Here is a 20,958-nt window from a genome sequence, read left to right on the forward strand (position 1 = left end):
TTTTGGTTTATTTTCCTTTTAAAGCTAAATTAAGTCTGTCTGCTTCTCTTGATTCAACGTCTTCGTATTTCAAGCCTGTTCCTAAGTTATCCATTCTTTCACCGATTTTTAAGAATTCTGCGAAATACTGAATGGTTATTTTCCAGCATAAAAATATGTAGATTCCATAAATGAACATAGTATCAACGAGTGTTGATAAGTCAAAAACGCCACCATTTGGCTTTTGCCCTAAGTGAGCGGCTATGTCGTCTTGTTGTATATAAATCTGAATGGCAACGAATAGAACGTTCTTGATTAGATAAATCCCTATGTACGTTGCGTAAACTATTGCAGACCAACGAGCAATAAACGAAAGCATTTTCTGTACTGCTACATTGTTGTAGTTTTGTTCCATATTCAAACTGTTTACGACGAAAACATTTATGAACGTCACATTCAAATAAATCAAAGTGAATAATTTAAGTATTGAATAAATCGCAAAGAACAGCATTAATGAAACTGCGCCTTTCATTAATATTCCTGTGACAACAATTGTTTTTTGAACAGAGCCGATAAGTGAATCAAATACTTCTGGTTTGAGAACTATTTGTGCAAGTATCAAAACCATTACTTCGTTTGAAAAGAATTTCTCTCTATCTACTTCACCGAAAGCACTGCTAGAAGGCTCTCTCATAGCCGTTTTAACAGCAGCCTGAACGCCTAACGCAGCTCCCGCACCTATTAGTAGCTGTTTACTCATTGTCTGCGCGCTACCAGCAGCTAGGCGCTTAGACGTGTACATTTGCGTGAGCTTACTAGAGCCGAGGGCAGCGGCGCTTTCTATACCAAAATCTACTAATCTATCTCCCAGATTTGAGAATGCGTCCATTAAGCTACCGCACACGTAGCCGTCTTTAGTGATTAAATATCTGTTCCAAATATTGGAGCATGCTTTGAATTCCGCAGTGCCCAAGAAACCGCTATCACCTACCAGAATCGAAAGCGCTGGATACGTTTTTGTTGCGTGCTGGTTTGACTTGTTAAACTCGTTCTCATAATTGTCTAACAGCTTCTCAAAATCGCTATTATCAAAATTCGTCGCTCTTGCTAAATTATGATTGATTCTTAACGCACTAGGAGAAGTTGAATCATTCATATCCTTTACGCCGTCAGGCAGAATATTAAATTTGAAGCTGAAATTATCAAGAGTGGTGCGATAGTTATCGCTTATTTTTAAGTCGGTTCTGAATACTACAAAAGGTGCGGCGAATATACCTACGTGTTTGTATGTTCTGAGTGAGATTGCGGCGTCTTCAAGATAAGCAGCAGCAATATATTCAGTGATTGATTTTCCTGAATTCTCGCTTATGCAATCATTCATTTTTCCATTTGACTCAGTGAAATCCTTTATTCTCATGAATGAACGCCCACCAGTTGCAGCACCACCACACACTAATTTTTGACGGGCTAGCAAACCTTCAGTTTGGTTGTAGTCGGCAAGGGATTTTGTATATGTGACACTAAGCTTTTTAGGAAGATTCATGTAATCAGAATACGCAGACGCTCTAGCAGCATTATCACCACTTAAAAATCTTTCTTGAATACTATTAAGCTCTTTGTCAGCTTCTGCAATAATTGTATTTACAGAGGTTATCACTGAGTTTCTTATTTTGGATTCAATGTCCTTAGAGGCTAAATCATGCTCTTTGACAAGCCTAACAATCTCCTTGTTATTGCCAAAACTGAAAGTAGCCAAGCAACCCTTATAAATTTTTTGACCAGAGTAAAAGAAATCGTCTTCGTCATTCAGGATTAAATCTAAATTTGTTGCACCTCTTGCTTTAGCACAATTTATAAAATCGACAAAATCCCTCATTTCTGATTCTGCAAAATTGTTTTTCGGAGATTTGATAGGCTTCACGTATATTCTTTGATTATCGCTTTGGCTGTCGTTCATGCTGTCAGCAAATTGGTACGCCGTACCAATCATGTACAGCGCAAAATACTGAACGTATGTGCTAGATTTTTGATTGTCTGCCGCATATTTCAAATCACCAGCTACAAAGAGAGATAAAACAACGGTAGATATTGCTAACGCTATTTGATATTTACTGTGCCCGTCGCCTCTCATATACGCAATTCCGAGGAAGACTAGGCTTATGATTAAGTAAGGTGCGCCAAACATAATCAAAAGAACAGAACCCATAACGATAAGAACCATAGTGAGTCCTTCTTTTGGTTTCCCGGTAAACTGAGTGTATTGATTAAATTCTTCGTCAGACATTTTCTCAATCTGACTTTGAATATCTTTAGTAGTCGCGTTTGAAATCCAAGCGCTACAGCCCGATTTACCAAAAATATTACAAGCCATATTATTGCCCCAGTTGTTGAATACTTCGTCAACTGAGTTGTATTTAATGCTTGTTATTTCAACAGAAAACAATAATTCGTTTTGCGGCAGTGAGTTACTTGCAAAAGAAGCAGGGGAGAGCAATAGGATTGCCAGCGCTAAAAGTATTCTTATTGTTTTCATGTGTTTTGAGTTATTGTTATTTTCATTATAGTATATTTTAAATTAAATACAATGCGCTAAAAGAGTTAGCGCTTAATTCTTTTTGTCTTTGTTTAAATCTTCTGTAGTCGTCTCAGATAGCTTGACGCTGTTGTCTTTGGTTTCTTTGTTTTTAACAGTCCTTACGAAATTTTGCACTACATATAAAGTCGCCGCGTAAATAATATCTGTCGTGTTATCAACACCTGCTTTTGTTTTTTCGTCAAATATTTCAATCATTTTTCTATATTTAGCTAGTATTATGGTAATTATTAGCTTGATATAGTAGTAGCCACCTAGGCTAAAGAATATCAAAACGAGAATTAAGTTTATGGCTATTCTGCAGAATTCATTTAGTGCAATAGCGCTTTGAATTACTTCGGAGGTTGATATTAGCAAGTACAGCCCAACATAAAACAAATTGCTTATCTGGTGTATTAGGAACATGAAAAACACTAACAGCACTTGCGATACAATATAGAACACAAATAATCTAGCGTATGTCATGTACACAGTTCTTATGTTTGAGGTAAGTAAAAGAACAATGCTCCACAGTGGTACGGATATTATTGTAATTACAACTGCTATATAGAATGAAATTTGAATGTTCATGAACGTGATATATGGCAATAAAGAAATAAAATATCTCAATGCCAATGAAATCATAATAATGTATCCGCCAATCGTTATGATAATGTCGCTGATAGCGCTAAGCGCGTCTTGCGGTAATGAGAATATTTTTTCAGCAATAGACGATTTTCCTGCTCTATTGGTGTTGCTTGATTTGCTTTTATCAGAAGACACAGAACCAACGTTTTCAGCTTTGCCCTTTTTACTTTTGATTCCGTCTACTATGTCTGCGCCTGTAGTCAAAGTCTGAACAGCAAATTTCGCAATCAAGCCGGTCATTAATATCTTTTGGCCTGCACTTCTGAAGCTGTCTAGAATGTTCTCATTCGTCTGAAAAAAGCCATTGCGTGGGATAGGGCAGGTTGCGCTAGCACGGCCTTCTGTACCGCAGCTAGCGAAGTCCTCAGCAGTGAAATTAGCGGTTGCAGGGATACCGGCACCACTTCTTATGTAAGCAATAGGATTTGCAAAATCGAGGAATGATAAAATTGATTTGTCTTCTGTTTCTACACGACTGTTTACAGTTCCTGCTACTAACGTAGCAGAATCTATATTCATTGATTCTGTAGGCTTGAATTCTGAGAAGACATTGCTGATAACTCTATCCGTTGCGCCCAACTCATTTGTAAGTTGTGGTTTTATATTTTCAAACTCAAAGCTACCTAAGCAATACATTTGACTATCTGTTTTTGCCACAGCGTCTATGCTTTTTCTGAATGAGTTCAAATCGTCTGAAATATTATTTCTCTCAGCCATTTTAAAAGCATTGGTCATACAAGCGGCACCACATTTAGAGAATTTCATAAATTCGCTGTAATTGGTTAGCTCTAAACGCGATTCCTCATAAATGGCTTCGATTTTCATTCGTGCAGTTTGAATCTCTTTCATATTCTGCGCGACTAGTGATTTTGCTTTATTTTCAAATGTTTCTGGACTGTTGCCTGTTTGAGTTAAAATTTCACCAAATTGACCGTCTTTGAAGAAGCCACATTGCGCAGAAATACCCCTGTCGATTTTCATTATATTTTCTTGAGCATTCAAAGCACCAGAAACACAAATAGCAGAATTCATAAGAATTGCTATATCTCTTCTTTTGTCGTTAAGCTTTTTGAATGACGTACTGTATTCTGTTCCGTCAACAGTGTTGCTATAAAAAGCGTTAGCATTGGCGTAAGCGTGAAGGTATGCCAAAAAGTATTTCATTATTTGCGCTTGTTTAGAGTCAATTTCTGCAATATTTTTTATTTCAAGGTTGTCAACGAGCTTGAATTTATAATCATTCCATATTTGTTTTAGCGGTTCTGTGTTCTCTAGTGTCACAGTTGCCGCGACTGCTTTTAATGACGAAACAAAATCTGTTTCTTTTGCAATTCGTTGAATTGCAGCGTCAGCTTGTGACAAATCAGGAACCACAGGCGCAACTTTACCGCAGCTATATGAAACGTCAGTTCCCGAATTGGCTGGAGTAAAGCCGTTGAAATCATTTGCTATGGTAAAAGTGGTGTTATCAATTGTTGTTGTAGTGTTGTTTATTTTATTGCTGGGAACGATTTTGAAAGCGTCATAAGTAATATTTTCGCTTCTGAGCTTAGCTAACTCAATCATGCTCATGTTGTATTCGTATTCGTAAGCCGCTGAATATATTTGACCTTTGTTTTTTTCTGAATTAGACGCTACTCGTTTCTCTATATCGACATTGCTTGTAATGACTGTACCAGTCTGATAAGCGCTTAATATCGCTCTCACTTCCATGTTTGACACGCCAGCACCCATTAGAACGGCGTAAATCAAAGCTACCTGTATAGCTGACAATATACCCCCAGCGAAAACAGGAGCGTTCAAACTCAACAGCGCAACGTGCGCCATTGAGGACGTGAGAAAATTTTCGGGAATAGAGTCTTCGTTTCTTGAATCAAACCCGGAGCATATCAATCTGTAGAATAGTGCTATGCAGTATAGAATAATCAAGTAATTTGAATACTTTTCTGTATTGACTATAAGGTTTGAGGTTTCGTACCACTGTTCTTTTATATTTTCGGCTTGAAAATCCATTTGTTCTGGTGTTCTATCTTCTTTCGGTATTATGTCCTTGAATTCTTTAACGCATTTTAAATTTATAATTTCTGGTATTGCAGGCAGGTTGTAGATAAGAAATTGTAAATTTCTATCTTCGTTAGTAAGTTTGAAATCCCACGGGGATATGCGGCCATTATAGCCACCGCTGCATTCGTCAGAATTAGAATCAGCTTGCGCTGTGAGAGTAAATAATGCGAGAGCGAAGCTAATTAGAAGTTTAAGCATTATATTTATTGTTATTGTATAACTTCATTGTAGTACAATTTAATTAAATTGCAATGCAGTGAAGTTATTATTAGTTACTTATTTTTTAATGTTGATTTTGATACTGGCTGATTTTGTGCGGCTTGTTTTGCTTCTCGTAGGCTTTTGTTTTGATTTGCAATGTTGTTGTCTTTACAGTATTTTTCAAAAGCAGAGTATGAGCTAATTTGATTCTTTATTTTAGATAGATTCCTGTATGTAGTGTCTGATTCTAAAAGCTCTTTGTTTATGCGTTTGATAAACTCAGCTTCTGTTTCTACACGTTTTTCTTTCTTGGCTTTATCGTCGTGCTTCTTCCTTTCTCTGAGTAGACTAAAAATCGCTCTCAGGCTTTCACAGACGTGTTCTTTGATTTCAACGTATTCTGACGCGGCTACAGTAGCTAAGAATTCCTTTTCTTCAAATTTATTTACGTTGAGCATTGTTAGTAATTTATCAATTGACGTACTCATTTACCCTCCTTTAATTGTTGTTTTTTATTTGCTTGGTTTTGAGAGGTTGCTCTAATATAATTTCTAAACCAAGTCATTTTTTCGTTGAAAACTCTTACCGCTTCTTCTTCGATTCTTTCAAGCTCAGCTATTACTGAATCATGCTGCGCAAGCTCTGAATTCAGTATTTCGATTTCCTTTTGTGATTCTGCTATTGATTTCTCAGCCTCTAACTTGTTCTTTTCAGCTATTGCGATTTTTTTAAATCTTGATAATGTGTTGGCGTAGCTGATTTCTTCGTCATGATAATCGTAAACAGAGACGTATTTTTCGAGGTCTTCTGAGTCAGTATCTATAACAGCGATATTGAATGTAGACCTTAGTTTTGTTTCCCAAAAAGTGAGTTCAGCGGGGTGTTCTCTGTCGCTGTCTTCTTCATGCAGTACAAATTGCTTAGCGTATTCAACAATGAATGCTTCAATCAAAAAAGCAAAATACTTCTTCTCAAAAGCAACCAGAGCGGAGCCGTTCAGCTCTTGATAGAATGGCTTACGGTATTGAGTCATAAAGGTTTTATGAGAGAAGTTTACGCTTGAATCCAATTTCAAAAGCGGCTCTAAGACTAAGCAAAATCTTCTGATTTCGTTTTGGCTGTATCTGTCTACAATGTCGCTTATGTTTAGCTGTACACTATCACGATAATCAGTTTTTGTTTTTATAGCGGCATATGCTAATTCGTCCGCTGTAATGTCTTTGTAATCCTTGGCGGCTTCTCTAGCTAATACGATTCTATCGTACTGAAGATTTATTATCGTTTGTATTTCGTGTTTTAGTGATTCCATGTTCCTCCTTTTGTTTTTGTTATGGTATATTTTAAATGCTATCATTAATAAAATAAAAATCAAATTAGCAATAAAAAGCAGCCTATTGGCTGCTAGTCTTTCATTTTTTTCAATCTTTCTTTTATATACGATTCTGCAATCCTTCTTAATGTTGCTCTGTTAAATTCAAACAGAGGGTCTAGCTCTTCAAGCTCTTTTACGTCTTTGTATAAATCGCTTTCTACTTCTAAAATCAATCTAATTTCTCTTGATTTGCACTTTATGTTTTTTGTGTCCTTTGATTGTGTTTCTTCCTTTTTAAATATTTCTGGTGTTGTTGGTAAAGCGCTTATGTTTCTCTTGTTGTGTTCTTCTGCTACTTCTTTTTCAAGTTCTTCTAATTGTCTAATCTGTTCTTCAATGGTTTTCATTTTGAATCACCAACAGATTTTATTAGCTCTACGGTATTTTTAAAATCTTCATAGAATGCAGCAATCTCAGCTTTGGCTTTGTTCCCCGAAATATCAGATTTAAGAACCTTTCGCTCGGTGATACATTCCCCAGTTATAGAGCACTTCTCATACACACCCCTATAGGCTAATGAAAAATCGCACGGGGTTATGATTGAGGCGTACTTAGCAAGCTCTCTGTTGCTGTCAGCTATTTGAGCAGACGCCACATGAGGTAGTGGGCTTACCTTGCTGTAAAAGCTCTTATAAACGCATGCAGAGCTTCTTACCCTAATAGCTTTAGTCATACCCTTGATTATCGAGGGAATTACTTCCGTACAAGATTTTGAAGGATTCAAAACAAAATAAATAAGGTCGCAAAAAACAAAACTTGTTAGTGCTGAATCGTCAGAGTTCGCTGCTACGTCTATAAAAATATAGTCATAGAGTTCTTTGTATCTAGGTATCGTATGCTTCAGAGCGGCAGCAGTGCAGTTGTCGAACGTTACATTGTCTAAATCTTTAAATCCGTTGCTTTTTCTTCTCCCGAATCTGTGTTCTAGGGTCTTTTGATTGTCCGCGTTCACAAACAATACGGATTTATCAGGTTCATTTATAGCTGCTGCATATCCAAGATTGAAATTTGAATCCGTCTTACCTACGCCTCCTTTGCTGTTTGTTACTGTTATGACCATGCCGTTTTTATTTTCTGTTATCATATTTCCCCTTTTTTGATTATTGGTCTATTTTGTATTGTGTCTAGATAGTCAAGTACGTTGCAGCTTTGGACTATTTTCTTTGCTTCAAGCGTGTTTAAGTCTTTCTCAATTTGTTCGTGACTTATATTTTCAGATAATCTTTCAATAGGGCTTCTTCTAGAGTCAAGATACAGTTCTGAATTTATATATTCTCTATATGATTTAAATTCAAGATTTGTTCTATATGTGCAGTCAACTATCTGGCCTTTATATTGGTTTTCGTCACTCCAAGAATTTGCAATTTGGGTTCTTTCAAGCATTTCTTTCGCTACTTCGATAGCTGTGCATGTGTTATTTGCTGATTTGCAGTCGTGTAGCTTTATGTATCGTTCTGAATACTTTTGAATATCTTCGCTTTGTGTGTAATTTCTAAAGCGTGCTTCGCGCTCGATTTTTGTTTCAGGCTTTCTATAATCATTGTTTACACAAGTTATATTTGAAACGTTGCATTGTATTATTTTTATGAAATCACTGTATGGTATCGCTGTGTACTTGTGGCTGTGAATTTCATTCATTTTCTGCGAAACTAATGATTTTGCTTTATTTACAAATATCTCTGGAGTATCGTTCGTTGATTGTAATTTGCTATATATATAGTATGCGCACCAAGAAAAAATAATAATTGCAATTACTTCAGCGAAAAAACCTATTACGCTTAATTCTTCTTCTTTCGTCTCTGTTGGCGGTATCATTTTTTCTGATAGTATCTTTTCATGGTTTATGCGACTTCTACGATTCTTCATGATTCTCCTGTGTTTGTTATTGTTTTTGTTCTGGTGCGCTATTCGCGCTGGGTGAGGCCTTTTCTTGTTTGTCTGATTCTTTCGATTCTCTATGCAAAATTATTTCTCTTTCAAGAACCCCTTCTATAAAGTCTGTTGTTGTTATTTGCTTATCTATGCAAATTTCCTCTATGCCTTTTTTTACTTCTGGCTTTGCTCTTATATTTATCTGTTCTGTTCTATGTTTTATTATTCTCATTGTATTTATCCTGTTTATAATAATAATTTACCATGAATAAAACTAATTGCAAGCAACTTGCTAGCAAATAATAATATATTTTGATTTATTTAATTTTCATGATATATATTCTATACTAACAATAAATATTAATATGACTAAATATATTAAGGGTTTTTACTTTTTTGTGATTTCAGAGGTTAAATTCACAAGAAGCGTATGTGGAATTATCAAAAAGCAAAATAAATAATTCAAATTGCTAGCAAGTTGCTTGCAATTAAATATATACATGCTATTATAATATTAGGTAAACAAATATTATAATAATGAAAATAGTAAGCATAGAGACAGTAAAAGAATTAATTGAAAATGCTAAAGACGACCAAACTGATTTGGTTGTCGGTAGGTTCAGCGCTCTTAGAAAAACCTCATATCACCTAGCTGCTAGCTCTGTTAAAGCCTTCTTAGCTTTCACAGCGGTATCTTCCCTAGCGCTAATTTCAAACGCTTTAACAGAATCAAATTCCAACATTTTTGACGCCCCCAGCGTGTTTGCAATATCCATGCTTTCTTTTGTCGCGTCTTCTTTATTTGTCCTAATGACGAATAGAAGAATAAGGCATGAAGTGAGCCTTAGAAAATCATTCATATGTGATTCTGTTCAAGAAGAAATTGAGCTTTTAGAGACTGAGTACGTGCTTACAAATACTGGCGGTACTCAGTTAGACATGTTCAATTTCCATTCCATAAATCCAAACGCTTTTCTAAAAACAGAAGAATGGATTCAGTATGTTTAAGCTGTTAGCAATGTTTGTGCTTGCAGCTTGTACAAGCGCCATAGCAGCACCAGAGGGAGACTTACACGTTAGGAGCAACACCAGTAGCACGGACGCAGCAGCAGCGAAGGGGAGGGCACAGGCAGAGGCGTTAAGCCCAATAGTCCAAGCCCTATTAACACCAAAACCAGAGAAAAAGGAAATCAAAAAAGACAATAAATAAAAAGGTGAAATTATGAAAGATATAAGAAATTTAAAAGGATATGACGTTGTGAGTGTGTTTTCAGAGTTCGTTGCATACTACGTTAGACAAGACAGCTTGAAAGAGTTTCTAAGCCTCTCAGTAAAAAACATGTTGTTGATTTTGGGTCTAGTAGCGACAGTCGAACAAGAGACATTGATTAGTAGCTACGTTGAGATTATTTCTAAAGCCTAATGAAGCGTGAAAAAGAAGAAACAGCCTAGTGGCTGTTTTTTTGTTCTGGTGCGCTATGCGCTTGGGAAAGGCTTTTGAAAGGCGAAAAAACAGCCTTATGGCTGTTCTTAGTATAGTCCGTATATATATCTATTTAAGTCAAATTCTGCTTTGTTGTTATGACAGTTTATTAGTATCATTGCTTTATAGGTAAGTCTTTGCATGACTATTTCGCCAAAGCCTTTGTCTATTATTTTTGTAAAGTTGCATATCAAGCCGGTATTCATTAAGAAGCATACTCTTTTAGTGTTCAATTTTCTTGTGCTTGATTGCTTGGCGCATTTCCAATCTGGTTCGCTTATCAATACATATTCGTTTATTTCTGATTTGTCTATTATTTTGTTTATGAAATCTGATTCTTTTATTTTTTTAAATGCTTTTTCCTTTTCGGTTTCTAGTGTTTCATGTGTTCTTATAAATGCTTTCTTGTCTGACTCGTCTAATACTATGGTTGTATAATATACGTTGCTATCGCTTTCGTATGGTCTGTATATAATGCTAAAAGTTTGTTCTTCTATTTTCTTTCTTGAGGTTAGATATAGCAAGTCTGATTCAACGTATCTGTTTGAGAACTTCAATTTTACTTTTACTGAATTTGAACTTACCGCTTCAACGCTTATAATGTCTCTCTCTTTTATGTCTTTAGTTTGCTCTATTCCTATAGTGAAGGTGTAATCTGTTTCTGAGTTTATGAATTCATTTGTTGAGAAGTCGTTAGAGCTTGGGTGGTTATCTACTTTCTTAAGTGCTTTTCTAATTATTCTTAATGTTTCTTCTGGTGTAATGTCGAACATTAGTTCTGAATATTCTGAGTTTATTATTTTCATGGCTTCACCTTTTTTATTATCTTGTGGAGATAATTCTATCTCTATATTAATAATATAGCATTAATAAATATTAATTCAAGAGCGCTAATCAATTATTTTAAAATAAATGTTGATTTAATTGAAATATTTTAACTTATTGTGGAGTAGATAAAATGCGAGAAATAAAAAGCAACCTTATGGCTGCTACTTACTAAATCATTTGTTTGTTGTATATGCTGAAATCGAGTTCTATATAGCTTTCTTCGCTACCTACTAATTCCATTGCTTTGTTTGTAAGGTTGTAAACGATTTTGCTTTTATTTATGGAGCGGCTTAATAGTCCTGTGCTTGAAAGAAAGCGTAGTTTTTTTCCGGTTTTTTTAATCGTGTTTAGTCTTGCATTTTTTTCTAGGTCCGAATCATGCACTAAGATAGGTTCGCCTTTTTTGGATTTTCCTATGATTATATTTATAAAGTCTATTTCACTTATATTCTTGAATTGTTCCTTTTTAGCGGCTTCTAGTATTGCGTGAGTATTTTTAAGGTTTTTTAAGTCTAGGTCGTCTAGTATTATTTTTGATTCATGCCGACTGCCAATTATATTTATTTTCTTAAATACAATGCTTATCGTTTGTTCTGCTATCTTTTTTCTTGATACTAAATAAAGTAGTTGTGAATGTACATATTTGTTAGAGAAGTTGATTTTTACTTTTATTTCTTCATTGCTCAATGCTTCTACACTTAAAATGTCGTTAGCTTTAATGTTTTTAATTACCACCGGAAAAATTGAAAATGAATAATTTGGCTGTAAGTCTAGGTAATCAGAAGTGTTAAATCTGTTTTCTTCTGGATAGCCCCCGCAAGAAATTGCTTCTAATGTTTTTTCTATTAGTTCTTCTGGTGTAATGTCGAACATTAGTTCTGCAATGTCGGCGTTTATTATTTTCATGACTTATCCTTTTATGATTCTATAGCTTAAATTTACCACATAATTTTATTATTTCAATAGCGCTGCTTGATATTTATTTAGTTTGTATTATATTGTCAATATAAACTAATAGATTTGTGGAGTAGATATGAAGGATTGTAGGCAAGAAGGAAAAGAAGCAAAGCTAAAAGAGTTGTTTCAGTCAATCGAATATACAAATAAAATATTAACAAGCAGGGGTGTTCTAGTCGTCTGTAATCATATTTCTGAGTTGCCTGACGCTGTGCTAGAAAATAATCCAGAAATTCTTTATTTTGAAAACGTCGAGAAAATCGTTCTTAGGGCTGCGATAAAAAGAGACTCAATTGATTTTAAAGAAGTCGCACAGAAATACAGCGAGTACCTTGCCAAGAACAACAGCAAGAAAAACAAAAATCATACTCAGTTTCTGGCCCATATGAATAAGTATTGGAGCAACCTAAAGTTTTATTCAGATAAACAGACTTGGAGCAGGTACGTTCTAAGTATCTCAACCGCTAATGCCCCGAGGGCGGTAAGAAAAGGCGTTGGCTATTTTTTAGTGATTGTTGCGCCGGGTTTTGATTTTGAGAAAAGCTTCAAACACAAAGACAGAACAACTGTGAGTACGAAGAAATACTATGATTCTATCTTCAAAGAAATTTACTACGAGATTCCAATATCCACAAAAAAAGCAGCTTGAGGGCTGCTTTCTATTTTTATGGGAAATTGTAGCTCAGCTTTTCTATCGCTTCTTGCTTTTGAGCAGCGCTAGCGCCTTCAGAATAAACGTCATAAGTGACTAATCCGGTTTCATGACCAACGACTGACTGAATCACGACTGTAGGGACGTTTGCACGCTGTAGAGAGGTAATCACAGTTGCGCGCACACTATGGAACACAAAGCGAGAATCAAAGCCTAATGCAGTCTTGAGACGCCCGAAAGCCTTACTCAGATAGTCGCTACGAATCCCATACTTATTGCCCGCAGGCGAGGGGAGAAGGAACCCGTCTTTACTTTCTTTTTTCAATCTATCGACCAGAGGCAAGAGCTTTGAATGAATCGGAATCACACGGACAGAGCTTTCATTTTTCCCGTCATTCAAGGAGAAGCTATAAACGCCGTCTTCTTCAATCAAATCGCGTGCAATCTCGATTTTGCAAATTTCTTCAATCCGCATTCCGGTATACGCGCCGAGCATAATTAAATCAGTCAAAGCCCTTTTGTTTTTGCCCTTGAGCGTCAGCGAATTTTCGTAAATGTCTTCTACGTTCTTAACAGTGAACGACTTCCTTTTACCTTCTTTCTGCGCCTTACCCGTCCTTGCGATAGGGAATTCGTGGTCTTGAAAAGGTGGCTTAGCGTTGGCGAATTTCGCTTGAAATTCTTCGTCGTGTCGTATCGCATATTTGTAGAACGTGTTCCCAGCGAGAACATATTGCTTCTTCGTTTTCGCACTCAAATCAGTAAGGCTATCTAAAAACTCATAAACGCTTTTGTAGCTCAAATCTTTCTGTTCTTGCTTCAAATAGTCTTTGAGCTTTTTAAGTCTCGACACTTGCATGTCTACAGTTTTATCAATAACTTTTCGAGTGTTCTTCTGATATTCTGAAAAAGCAGTAAGCCGCTTTTCAGTAAATACGGTTTTATTAGAGAAGGTTTTCGGATTGACTAGGATTTCTTTCACACGCTCAGATTCAGCAGCTTTCAATGAACCATTATGCGTGATTTCTTTTTCTGCAAGCTGATTAAAAATAGAAGTGAATTCTTTGTACGCAGTAATTTTTTCAGCCATTTCGAGGTTGGTTTTCGTACCATTTTCGTCTGTGCTGAAATTTTCAGGCTTGAACCATTTCGCTTTCCATTCTTTGAAAAATTCTTTCAGAAATTCAAATTGGCTTTTGCTCATTTGCTTCTGTTCAAAGCTTGACTGAAAGAAAAACATTTGAGTGTTTAGCATGCCTTCAATCGTATGCGAATAATCTAACCACACAGACTCTTTCGTAATTTTGATTATCGACTCAGTGTCTAGGGCTTCAATCTCTTTCGTATACTCGAAAGCTTTTTCTTCAAAATCAAAAGGCTGGCTTTGCTCGTTGCGCATTTTTTCAAAGAGCTTTCGCCATTCGGCTAACACCTCAAGCTTCCGAATGTTGGCTTGGCTCTTGCTGCCCGTTTTCAACGACTTCGTAAGCTCATACTTGCCCAGCAATTTACGAAGCTCTGGAGGCACAGCAACGCGAGCATGGTACGTCCCGACTTTCAATCTAAGGTTGTCTGTCATGTCTCACGCCCCTGTTTGGTATAATCCAGAGATTAGCATGGTTTCTTGCGTTTCTGGACCAATTATCTGGACCAAAAATAGCTTGAAACCATTAAAGGGGGCCGTTTTGGGGTGTTTTAGGGCGTTTGTCACCAAGTCCCTATCTCTCCGCCATTACACAGAAAAAGCCCCGTAGCTGAAGAGCTACGGGGCTTTTTTGTTTCTGCAGGTTTTAGAGACCCCGCCTCAGCTCCTCACGGCTGCGGATGCCCCAGCTTCTGCTTGATCAAGTCATACACTTCCTTGTGTGTCGAGTTACGCAGGGTGTTGTCCTTGCAAGCCGAGGCCAGGAAGGTCTTCACTTCGTCCTTGGCGTGCGGATAGAGGCTGGCGACGTAGTCGGCTTCGTGTGTTTGGGTGCAATTGAAGTGCTTGTCGTCTTTCGCTTTGTCTCTAGCCATGGTGCGGCTCCTTTTTTGAGTTGAACGTCAAATGGCGGAACAGGGCTGGATCGCCCCCCACGCTGGAGAGCGTAGGGGCGCGGAAGTGCTTCGCCAGCGCTTCAGGCAAAAAAGGAAGAGGCTGTAGGACGTGGCGCTCTGCCAATCGCGGAGTCAGATCTCCTTCACCGGCGTATCGCTCTGCACACCCTTGATCAACTCGATCACGTGTAAACAGTCAGCCTTGTTCACGTAGGACTCGCCACTGGCAACCGTCTCGTGGTTTCCCGCCCGCAGCCGCCAGCGCCATTGGCCTTTGCCGGTGCTCGGGGTGCCTCGGGATTGCCTGTAGATCTCGAAATACATTCAGTTCGCTCCTTGCGATGGTGTTTGCGACAACCTGTGTGTCGCATCGACGCAAGCCTAGCGGAGCGAGTTTTTTTCGCTATCGGGCATTTGTTTCCAATCGTTGGCAGATGTTTCTGAGGAGTGCGGACTAGAGCGTGCGCAATGGCGTCTGGATTGGCCGGAATGTCGCCAATTGCGCCTTGCAAGGCTAACGGCGCTACTGCTTAATACGGGACGGCTCATGGCGTTGAAAATGTTTCGACGACCGACAAACACTATAAAAAGAGCATTCCTTTGACTGAGCATGGAACAGCACAGGCCACACGGGTCACGTTATCGCTGGTTGTCCCGGTTTTTAACGAGGAGGACAGTCTCGACGCGTTCATTCGGCGCATTGATGAAGTCTTCCGGCACCAGACCTCGATTGCTCTGGAACTGGTGTTCGTCAATGACGGCAGTACCGATGCCACGCTTGAGGGGCTGCTGGAACGTCAGCGGCACGATTCGCGGCTGCGTATCGTCGATCTGAGCCGTAACTTCGGCAAAGAGGCCGCCTTGTCCGCTGGCCTGCAGATCGCCACCGGGCAAATCATTGTCCCCATCGATGCCGACCTGCAGGACCCGCCCGAAATCATTCTGCAAATGATCGAGCGCTGGCGCGAAGGCTATGAAGTGGTGCTCGGTCACCGCATCAGCCGCCGCAGCGACACTTGGGCCAAGCAGACTTCGGCGCACTGGTTCTATCGCCTGCACAACAAAATCGCCGAGCAACCGCTGCCGGAAAACGTCGGTGATTTCCGTCTGATGGACCGTTGCGTGGTCGACGCCTTGCTGACCTTGCCCGAGTCCCGGCGCTTCATGAAGGGCCTGTTTGCCTGGGTGGGGTTTCGCACCACCCATGTGGATTACGAGCGGCCCGAGCGCGTGGCAGGGCAGAGCAAGTTCAACGGCTGGCGACTGTGGAATTTCGCCCTGGAGGGCATCACCAGTTTCAGTACCGAACCGCTGCGAATCTGGACTTACATCGGCGCGGTGGTCTCGCTGGTATCGTTTGCCTTCGCCATTTTTATTGTGGTGCGCACACTGATCCACGGCGTCGACATGCCCGGTTATGCCTCGCTGATGGTAGCCGTGACGTTCCTCGGTGGCCTGCAGTTGATCGGCATCGGCGTACTCGGCGAGTACCTGGGGCGCACTTACATCGAATCCAAACGCCGGCCGGTTTTTCTGGTGCGTCGCGTCTATGACCCCAAGGACTGATACATGGATCTCAAGGAAACCGACATCCTCGGCGACAGCATCGGCGAGCATTGGTATTACTGCTCTAAAGCGGCGGCAACGCGTCGTCTGCTCGGTGAGGCACCGATCACGCGGATTCTCGACGTGGGCGCCGGATCGGGTTTTTTTTCGCATCATCTGTTGACCCAAACCTCGGCGCAGGAGGCGTGGTGCGTCGATATCAGCTACCCCGCCGATTCTGATGCAAGCACTGCCGGCAAACCGGTGCATTATCGTCGCGATATCGAAGCCGTCGACGCGGACCTGGTGCTGCTGATGGACGTGCTGGAGCATGTCGACGACGACCTCGGCCTGCTCAAGGCTTACGTCGATAAAGTGCCGTCCGGCAGCCGTTTCCTGATGACCGTGCCGGCGTTCCAGTTTCTGTGGAGCGGGCATGACGACTTCCTCGAACACAAACGCCGCTACACCCTGGCGCAGTTTGAAGCCCTGGCCCGTGACGCCGGCTTGACTGTGCAGCGCGGTGCCTACTATTTCGGCGCGGTGTTTCCGATCGCGGCGGTCTTGCGTTTGCTGCCCCAAGGCCCGCAGGCCGCCGCGCCGCAGTCTCAACTCAAGCGTCATCATCCGTTGGTCAACGGCGTGCTCAAGACCCTCTGCCGCCTTGAACTGCCGCTGATGCGGATGAACCGTCTGGCTGGTCTGAGCGTGTTTGTGCTGGCGTGCAAACCGTGACTTCAGCCGACCGATCGGCGTTGATCCAGCGCGGTTTGCGCTTTGCCGTGACCGGGCTGTTCGTCACCGCGCTGCATGCGCTGGTGGCGGTGCTGTTCATCAACTTCGTGGCCCCGCAACCGCCGTTGGCCAACGGTGTGGCATTCGCTGTGGCGACGGTGGTGTCCTACGTGATCAACACCACCTGGAGTTTCTCCGCGCGGCTGCATGGCAGAACATTGGTGCGGTTCATGCTGGTGTCCTTCGGCGGGTTCTTGCTGGCGATGTTCGTTGCGTGGGCAGCGCAATTGGCTGGACTGCACTATTTGCTGGGCATCGGTGCCGTGGCACTGATCATTCCGGCGTTCACCTTTGTGCTGCACAATTTCTGGACGTATCGATGAAAGGCTTGAACAAGCATCCGGCCTTGGCGCTGTTGCCGCTCCTGCTGGGAGCGCTGGCGTTTTTTCTGGTAATCGGCCCGCGTGCCCTTGATCCGCAAAACATTGCCTGGCTCAAGGACGGCGACCCGGCGACGCATTACCTGGGCTGGGTGTTCTTCCGCCATTCTCCATGGTCCTTTCCGCTCGGGCTGAATCCGTCCTATGGAATGGAGTTGGGCAGTGCGATCATTTTTTCCGATTCCAATCCGCTGCTGGCGTTGCTGTTCAAGCCGTTCGGTGCGTGGCTGCCGGAAACATTCCAGTACTTCGGCATGTGGTTGTTGCTGTGTTTCGTTCTGCAGGCCTGGTTTGCCTGGAAGCTGCTCGGCTTGATCACCGACAACCCCGTGTTGCGCCTGCTCGGCACAGGGCTCCTGGTGTTTTCGCCGCCGATGTTTCTGCGTACCGGTGGACATCTTTCGCTGGTCGGGCATTTCCTGATTCTCGCGGCGTTGTATCTGGCACTCCACCCGGCACTCGAGCGCCGACGTTTGGCGTGGGCAGCATTGCTCGCCGTGACGGCATTGGTTCACGCTTACCTGTTGGGCATGGTGGCGCTGATCTGGGTCGCGGATCTGTTTGGCAAGTTGTGGGCTGGCAAGCTGACGCGCCGTCAGGTCTTTATCGAGCTGGGCGGCTTGTTCGCGCTGGTGAGCGTGTGCTGCTGGCAGGCGGGTTATTTCAGTATTACCGATGGCGCGGCGGGCGGCGGTTTCGGCTTTTATCGAATGAACTTGTTGTCGCTGGTGGATCCAGACGGTTGGTCATTTGTCTTGCCGGGCATTCCCAAGGGCGCAGGCGATTACGAAGGTTTCAACTACCTGGGGCTGGGTGTCCTGTTGCTGCTGCCGCTGGCCGCTATCGGCTGGTACAAAAGTGGTATCTCGTTGAAGGCTTTGTTGTGCAGTCGCCCGTTCTTGTTGTTGGCGTTGATCGGATTAACGCTGTTCGCGCTGTCGAACCAGATCGGATTCGGCCTGCAGACGTTCAGCTATCCGCTGCCAGAATTCGTGCTGCGTGCAGCGAGTATTTTTCGTGCCTCGGGTCGGATGTTCTGGCCGGTGTTTTACGCCATCGTGATATTGCTGACTTATCTGGTGGTGCGCGGCTATCGAACGCGAGTCGCCATGGGGCTGCTGGCGCTGGCGTTAATGGTGCAAGTCACCGACACCCGGATTGCCTGGGCAGGTTTGAGAGCAGCGAAAATGCTGCCCGAAGCGTCGGCCTGGGCCAGCCCGATGCATGATCCGTTCTGGGCCAGTGCGGCGGCGCACTACAAGAGCATCCGTGCCGTGATGCCGAAAAATCAACCGGACCAGTGGCAGGCGATTGCCGATTTCGCCGCCACCCATGGGCTGGAAACCGATGCCGCCTACCTGGGGCGTACCAGCCCCAAAGCCCTGGAAAAGCTGCAGCTCACGACGCAAAGCCAACTTGCCAGTGGCCAGTACGACCCCGACTCGCTGTACATCCTCGATGACGACGCGCTGGAGTTGGCGGTCAAGACCATCCACAGCGAAACCGATCTGTTGACCCGCGTCGACGACTTTGTCGTGCTGGCCCCGGGCTGGAAACACTGTAATGACTGTCTGGCGATGGTCGATCAGGGGCGGGCGCTGTCGGCGATACCCTTGAGCCAGCCGGGGCTGGTGCAGACGTTCAACCGCAGCACTCGGCAACTGGTCAAAGGCTGGTCCACACCGGAAGCCTGGGGCACCTGGAGTGACGGACAGGATGCGCAACTGCTGCTGCGCGTGGCCCCCGGGTCGCATGCGCTGGTGATTGAGGCGCTGGCGTTTGCCATGCCGCCGAACCTCAGTCAGCGGGTGATCGTCAGCATCAATGGCGTCGAGGCGCTGTCGACGCGTCTGACCCAGGTGCAGGGCAATCGGCTGGAAATTCCGCTCAGCGCGGCGCAGGTCGCCGAGGAGTATCTGAATGTCCAGCTGCATCTGCCAGATGCGGTCAGCCCGAAAAAACTCGGTTTCAATGACGATGCGCGAGTCATGGGGCTGGGATTGCAAACCCTGACGGTGCAGTGAAATTGTCGAACAAACCGCCAATCGTCTGATAGACGCCGATCCCAAGGACTTCATACACTGCCAGCAGTCTGGGGATCGGGGGCAATGGATGAATCGAAATGAATTACGCAAGGCCGACATCAACCTGATGGTGGTGTTCGAGACCTTGATGCTCGAACGCAACGTCACCCGGGCGGCAGAGAAGCTGTTTCTCGGCCAGCCGACCATCAGCTCGGCCCTCAATCGCTTGCGCGCGATGTTCAATGACCCGCTGTTCATCCGCGTCGGCCATCGCATGGAACCGACCGCCCGCGCCGAAGAGTTGTTCAGGTATCTGTCGCCGGCGCTCGACTCGCTGTCGGTGGCGCTGAGCCTGACCCACGACTTCGACCCCGCGGTGAGCAACATGACGTTCCGGATCGGCCTGTCCGATGATGTCGAGTTCGGCCTGTTGCCGCCGCTGTTGCGGGCATTGCGCCAGGAGGCACCGAGCGTGGTGTTCGTGGTGCAACACGTCGACTACTGGCGCATTCCCGATCTGCTGGCGGCCGGCGACATTACCGTCGGCATCAGCCAGACCCGTGGCTTGCCGGCCAATGCCAAACGCAAGCTGCTGCGGCATATCCAGCCGAGCATCCTGCGTGCCGACGCCTCGGATTCGCCGCTGACCCTCGACGAATACTGTTCACGCCCACACGTACTGGTGTCGCACACGGCCAACATCAGCGGCTATGCCGATGAGTGGCTGGCGGAAATCGGTCGCACCCGGCATGTGGTGCTGTCGGTGCCGCAATACAGTGCGCTGCCGGCGTTGCTCGCCGGTACCGACCTGATCGCCAGCCTGCCGGACTATACCGCCGAAGCCATGGCGGCTTCTGGTCGACTGTTCAAAGAACCGTTCCCGTTCAAGACCCCGATGCTGGATCTGTCGATGGTCTGGCTCAGCCATGTCGACAGCGATCCGGCCGAACGCTGGCTGCGTTCGCGGCTTGAGGCATTCATGAGCGAACGGCCACTGACCGCGCCCTGAATTCCACCACAAATCTCCCTTGTGGGAGCGAGCCTGCTCGCGAAAGCGCAGTATCAGACAATATTGATTTGACTGAGATGTCCTCATCGCGAGCAGGCAAAAACCCGCACGGGAGCAGGGCAATGCTGTGGTATATGTACGACCTTTCTGCCGACTGACTGGAGCACCCCATGCCACATCTGCACATGGAATACACCGCCAACCTGCCGCAATTGAACGCGGATGTGGCGTTGATCCGGCTCAACAACACGCTGGTGGGTTCCGGTCAGTTCGCGGCGGAGTTCGATATCAAGAGCCGGGCGGTGAAGGTCGAGACTTTCAAGGTGGGCACCGGCATGGGCGAACGCGCCTTTGTCCACGTGAAGCTGGCGCTGCTCAGCGGTCGTTCGCCGCAAATCAAGAAGCAGCTCTCGGAAAGTCTGTTGGCGGTGTTGCAGGATCTGTGCGAGTGGCCGGCCGGGGTTGAAGTGCAGCTCTGTGTGGAGTTGCTCGATATCGACCGCGATTCCTACACCAAGACCGCCATCGGCGTGTAGG

21 protein-coding genes are annotated in these 20,958 nt (G+C 43.6%); 8 read left to right on the forward strand and 13 right to left on the reverse strand.

What is annotated here, in order from left to right; genetic code table 11:
* Nucleotides 1–7: 7 nt before the first annotated feature.
* From HXW87_RS10950 to HXW87_RS10985, 8 genes are all read right to left on the reverse strand, one after another.
* Nucleotides 8–2,512, reverse strand: coding sequence for a hypothetical protein (locus HXW87_RS10950; RefSeq protein WP_181124905.1), 2,505 nt, complete (start codon nucleotides 2,510–2,512; stop codon nucleotides 8–10).
* A 72-nt stretch (nucleotides 2,513–2,584) separates the two neighbouring features.
* Nucleotides 2,585–5,461, reverse strand: coding sequence for a hypothetical protein (locus HXW87_RS10955; protein WP_239778902.1), 2,877 nt, complete (start codon nucleotides 5,459–5,461; stop codon nucleotides 2,585–2,587).
* Nucleotides 5,462–5,535: 74 nt separating this feature from the next.
* The gene (locus tag HXW87_RS10960) at nucleotides 5,536–5,952 is read right to left on the reverse strand and encodes a hypothetical protein (RefSeq protein WP_181124903.1); all 417 of its coding nucleotides are present in this window, start codon (nucleotides 5,950–5,952) and stop codon (nucleotides 5,536–5,538) included.
* Nucleotides 5,949–6,773 carry a hypothetical protein gene (locus tag HXW87_RS10965; RefSeq protein ID WP_181124902.1) on the reverse strand — a complete coding sequence of 275 codons (825 nt, stop codon included), beginning with the start codon at nucleotides 6,771–6,773 and terminating at the stop codon, nucleotides 5,949–5,951. The genes HXW87_RS10960 and HXW87_RS10965 overlap by 4 nt, the downstream gene beginning before the upstream one ends.
* A 92-nt stretch (nucleotides 6,774–6,865) precedes the next feature.
* A complete protein-coding gene (locus HXW87_RS10970; RefSeq protein ID WP_181124901.1) occupies nucleotides 6,866–7,183 on the reverse strand; it encodes a hypothetical protein in 318 nt (105 codons plus the stop codon).
* Nucleotides 7,180–7,920, reverse strand: a complete 741-nt coding sequence (locus HXW87_RS10975; protein ID WP_198834125.1) for a ParA family protein — start codon at nucleotides 7,918–7,920, stop codon at nucleotides 7,180–7,182. Before HXW87_RS10975 ends, HXW87_RS10970 begins: the two co-directional genes overlap by 4 nt.
* The gene (locus tag HXW87_RS10980; RefSeq protein WP_181125708.1) at nucleotides 7,917–8,702 is read right to left on the reverse strand and encodes a hypothetical protein; all 786 of its coding nucleotides are present in this window, start codon (nucleotides 8,700–8,702) and stop codon (nucleotides 7,917–7,919) included. Before HXW87_RS10980 ends, HXW87_RS10975 begins: the two co-directional genes overlap by 4 nt.
* Nucleotides 8,703–8,718: 16 nt before the next feature.
* The gene (locus tag HXW87_RS10985) at nucleotides 8,719–8,940 is read right to left on the reverse strand and encodes a hypothetical protein (RefSeq protein ID WP_181125706.1); all 222 of its coding nucleotides are present in this window, start codon (nucleotides 8,938–8,940) and stop codon (nucleotides 8,719–8,721) included.
* Nucleotides 8,941–9,245: 305 nt separating this feature from the next.
* On the opposite strand from HXW87_RS10985, the gene HXW87_RS10990 reads away from it, so the two are divergent.
* Nucleotides 9,246–9,716 carry a hypothetical protein gene (locus HXW87_RS10990; RefSeq protein WP_181124710.1) on the forward strand — a complete coding sequence of 157 codons (471 nt, stop codon included), beginning with the start codon at nucleotides 9,246–9,248 and terminating at the stop codon, nucleotides 9,714–9,716.
* Between the two features lie 522 nt (nucleotides 9,717–10,238).
* On the opposite strand, the gene HXW87_RS10995 is transcribed toward HXW87_RS10990, so the two are convergent.
* Nucleotides 10,239–10,997 carry a hypothetical protein gene (locus tag HXW87_RS10995; RefSeq protein ID WP_181124708.1) on the reverse strand — a complete coding sequence of 253 codons (759 nt, stop codon included), beginning with the start codon at nucleotides 10,995–10,997 and terminating at the stop codon, nucleotides 10,239–10,241.
* Nucleotides 10,998–11,187: 190 nt separating this feature from the next.
* The gene (locus tag HXW87_RS11000; protein ID WP_181124706.1) at nucleotides 11,188–11,925 is read right to left on the reverse strand and encodes a hypothetical protein; all 738 of its coding nucleotides are present in this window, start codon (nucleotides 11,923–11,925) and stop codon (nucleotides 11,188–11,190) included.
* A 127-nt stretch (nucleotides 11,926–12,052) separates the two neighbouring features.
* On the opposite strand from HXW87_RS11000, the gene HXW87_RS11005 reads away from it, so the two are divergent.
* Nucleotides 12,053–12,625: a hypothetical protein gene (locus HXW87_RS11005; protein WP_181124704.1), complete on the forward strand. Its 573-nt coding sequence runs from the start codon at nucleotides 12,053–12,055 to the stop codon at nucleotides 12,623–12,625.
* A 16-nt stretch (nucleotides 12,626–12,641) separates the two neighbouring features.
* Here the strand turns inward: HXW87_RS11005 and HXW87_RS11010 are convergent, their stop codons facing one another.
* The 3 genes from HXW87_RS11010 to HXW87_RS11020 form a co-directional block, all read right to left on the reverse strand.
* Nucleotides 12,642–14,207, reverse strand: a complete 1,566-nt coding sequence (locus HXW87_RS11010) for a tyrosine-type recombinase/integrase (protein WP_181124702.1) — start codon at nucleotides 14,205–14,207, stop codon at nucleotides 12,642–12,644.
* 233 nt (nucleotides 14,208–14,440) lie between these two features.
* Nucleotides 14,441–14,647 carry a hypothetical protein gene (locus HXW87_RS11015; RefSeq protein ID WP_027614505.1) on the reverse strand — a complete coding sequence of 69 codons (207 nt, stop codon included), beginning with the start codon at nucleotides 14,645–14,647 and terminating at the stop codon, nucleotides 14,441–14,443.
* A gap of 153 nt (nucleotides 14,648–14,800) precedes the next feature.
* Nucleotides 14,801–14,992 (reverse strand): DUF1508 domain-containing protein, encoded by a 192-nt coding sequence (locus tag HXW87_RS11020; protein WP_041070360.1) that lies wholly within the window; start codon nucleotides 14,990–14,992, stop codon nucleotides 14,801–14,803.
* Nucleotides 14,993–15,268: 276 nt separating this feature from the next.
* On the opposite strand from HXW87_RS11020, the gene HXW87_RS11025 reads away from it, so the two are divergent.
* The 6 genes from HXW87_RS11025 to HXW87_RS11050 all read left to right on the forward strand — a co-directional run bounded on the left by HXW87_RS11025 (nucleotide 15,269) and on the right by HXW87_RS11050 (nucleotide 20,957).
* Nucleotides 15,269–16,234, forward strand: a complete 966-nt coding sequence (locus tag HXW87_RS11025; protein WP_182404048.1) for a glycosyltransferase family 2 protein — start codon at nucleotides 15,269–15,271, stop codon at nucleotides 16,232–16,234.
* A 3-nt stretch (nucleotides 16,235–16,237) separates the two neighbouring features.
* Nucleotides 16,238–16,948 (forward strand): methyltransferase domain-containing protein, encoded by a 711-nt coding sequence (locus HXW87_RS11030; protein ID WP_047292295.1) that lies wholly within the window; start codon nucleotides 16,238–16,240, stop codon nucleotides 16,946–16,948.
* Entirely contained in the window at nucleotides 16,945–17,331 is a 387-nt protein-coding gene (locus tag HXW87_RS11035) for a GtrA family protein (RefSeq protein WP_095667243.1), read from the forward strand. Before HXW87_RS11030 ends, HXW87_RS11035 begins: the two co-directional genes overlap by 4 nt.
* The gene (locus tag HXW87_RS11040) at nucleotides 17,328–19,412 is read left to right on the forward strand and encodes a DUF6311 domain-containing protein (RefSeq protein WP_239778903.1); all 2,085 of its coding nucleotides are present in this window, start codon (nucleotides 17,328–17,330) and stop codon (nucleotides 19,410–19,412) included. Before HXW87_RS11035 ends, HXW87_RS11040 begins: the two co-directional genes overlap by 4 nt.
* 88 nt (nucleotides 19,413–19,500) lie before the next feature.
* Nucleotides 19,501–20,421, forward strand: coding sequence for a LysR substrate-binding domain-containing protein (locus HXW87_RS11045; RefSeq protein WP_041070352.1), 921 nt, complete (start codon nucleotides 19,501–19,503; stop codon nucleotides 20,419–20,421).
* 170 nt (nucleotides 20,422–20,591) lie between these two features.
* Nucleotides 20,592–20,957 carry a 5-carboxymethyl-2-hydroxymuconate Delta-isomerase gene (locus HXW87_RS11050; RefSeq protein ID WP_041070350.1) on the forward strand — a complete coding sequence of 122 codons (366 nt, stop codon included), beginning with the start codon at nucleotides 20,592–20,594 and terminating at the stop codon, nucleotides 20,955–20,957.
* Nucleotide 20,958 lies beyond the last annotated feature (1 nt).

The organism is Pseudomonas sp. Y5-11 (assembly GCF_022368695.1).
Taxonomy (GTDB): domain Bacteria; phylum Pseudomonadota; class Gammaproteobacteria; order Pseudomonadales; family Pseudomonadaceae; genus Aquipseudomonas; species Aquipseudomonas parakoreensis.

Bases quoted from the DNA above. Each gene is read 5' to 3' on its own strand.
- HXW87_RS10950 (WP_181124905.1), bottom strand. From the start codon at position 2,512: ATGAAAACAATAAGAATACTTTTAGCGCTGGCAATCCTATTGCTCTCC.
- HXW87_RS10955 (WP_239778902.1), bottom strand. From the start codon at position 5,461: ATGCTTAAACTTCTAATTAGCTTCGCTCTCGCATTATTTACTCTCACA.
- HXW87_RS10960 (WP_181124903.1), bottom strand. From the start codon at position 5,952: ATGAGTACGTCAATTGATAAATTACTAACAATGCTCAACGTAAATAAA.
- HXW87_RS10965 (WP_181124902.1), bottom strand. From the start codon at position 6,773: ATGGAATCACTAAAACACGAAATACAAACGATAATAAATCTTCAGTAC.
- HXW87_RS10970 (WP_181124901.1), bottom strand. From the start codon at position 7,183: ATGAAAACCATTGAAGAACAGATTAGACAATTAGAAGAACTTGAAAAA.
- HXW87_RS10975 (WP_198834125.1), bottom strand. From the start codon at position 7,920: ATGATAACAGAAAATAAAAACGGCATGGTCATAACAGTAACAAACAGC.
- HXW87_RS10980 (WP_181125708.1), bottom strand. From the start codon at position 8,702: ATGAAGAATCGTAGAAGTCGCATAAACCATGAAAAGATACTATCAGAA.
- HXW87_RS10985 (WP_181125706.1), bottom strand. From the start codon at position 8,940: ATGAGAATAATAAAACATAGAACAGAACAGATAAATATAAGAGCAAAG.
- HXW87_RS10990 (WP_181124710.1), top strand. From the start codon at position 9,246: ATGAAAATAGTAAGCATAGAGACAGTAAAAGAATTAATTGAAAATGCT.
- HXW87_RS10995 (WP_181124708.1), bottom strand. From the start codon at position 10,997: ATGAAAATAATAAACTCAGAATATTCAGAACTAATGTTCGACATTACA.
- HXW87_RS11000 (WP_181124706.1), bottom strand. From the start codon at position 11,925: ATGAAAATAATAAACGCCGACATTGCAGAACTAATGTTCGACATTACA.
- HXW87_RS11005 (WP_181124704.1), top strand. From the start codon at position 12,053: ATGAAGGATTGTAGGCAAGAAGGAAAAGAAGCAAAGCTAAAAGAGTTG.
- HXW87_RS11010 (WP_181124702.1), bottom strand. From the start codon at position 14,207: ATGACAGACAACCTTAGATTGAAAGTCGGGACGTACCATGCTCGCGTT.
- HXW87_RS11015 (WP_027614505.1), bottom strand. From the start codon at position 14,647: ATGGCTAGAGACAAAGCGAAAGACGACAAGCACTTCAATTGCACCCAA.
- HXW87_RS11020 (WP_041070360.1), bottom strand. From the start codon at position 14,992: ATGTATTTCGAGATCTACAGGCAATCCCGAGGCACCCCGAGCACCGGC.
- HXW87_RS11030 (WP_047292295.1), top strand. From the start codon at position 16,238: ATGGATCTCAAGGAAACCGACATCCTCGGCGACAGCATCGGCGAGCAT.
- HXW87_RS11040 (WP_239778903.1), top strand. From the start codon at position 17,328: ATGAAAGGCTTGAACAAGCATCCGGCCTTGGCGCTGTTGCCGCTCCTG.
- HXW87_RS11045 (WP_041070352.1), top strand. From the start codon at position 19,501: ATGAATCGAAATGAATTACGCAAGGCCGACATCAACCTGATGGTGGTG.
- HXW87_RS11050 (WP_041070350.1), top strand. From the start codon at position 20,592: ATGCCACATCTGCACATGGAATACACCGCCAACCTGCCGCAATTGAAC.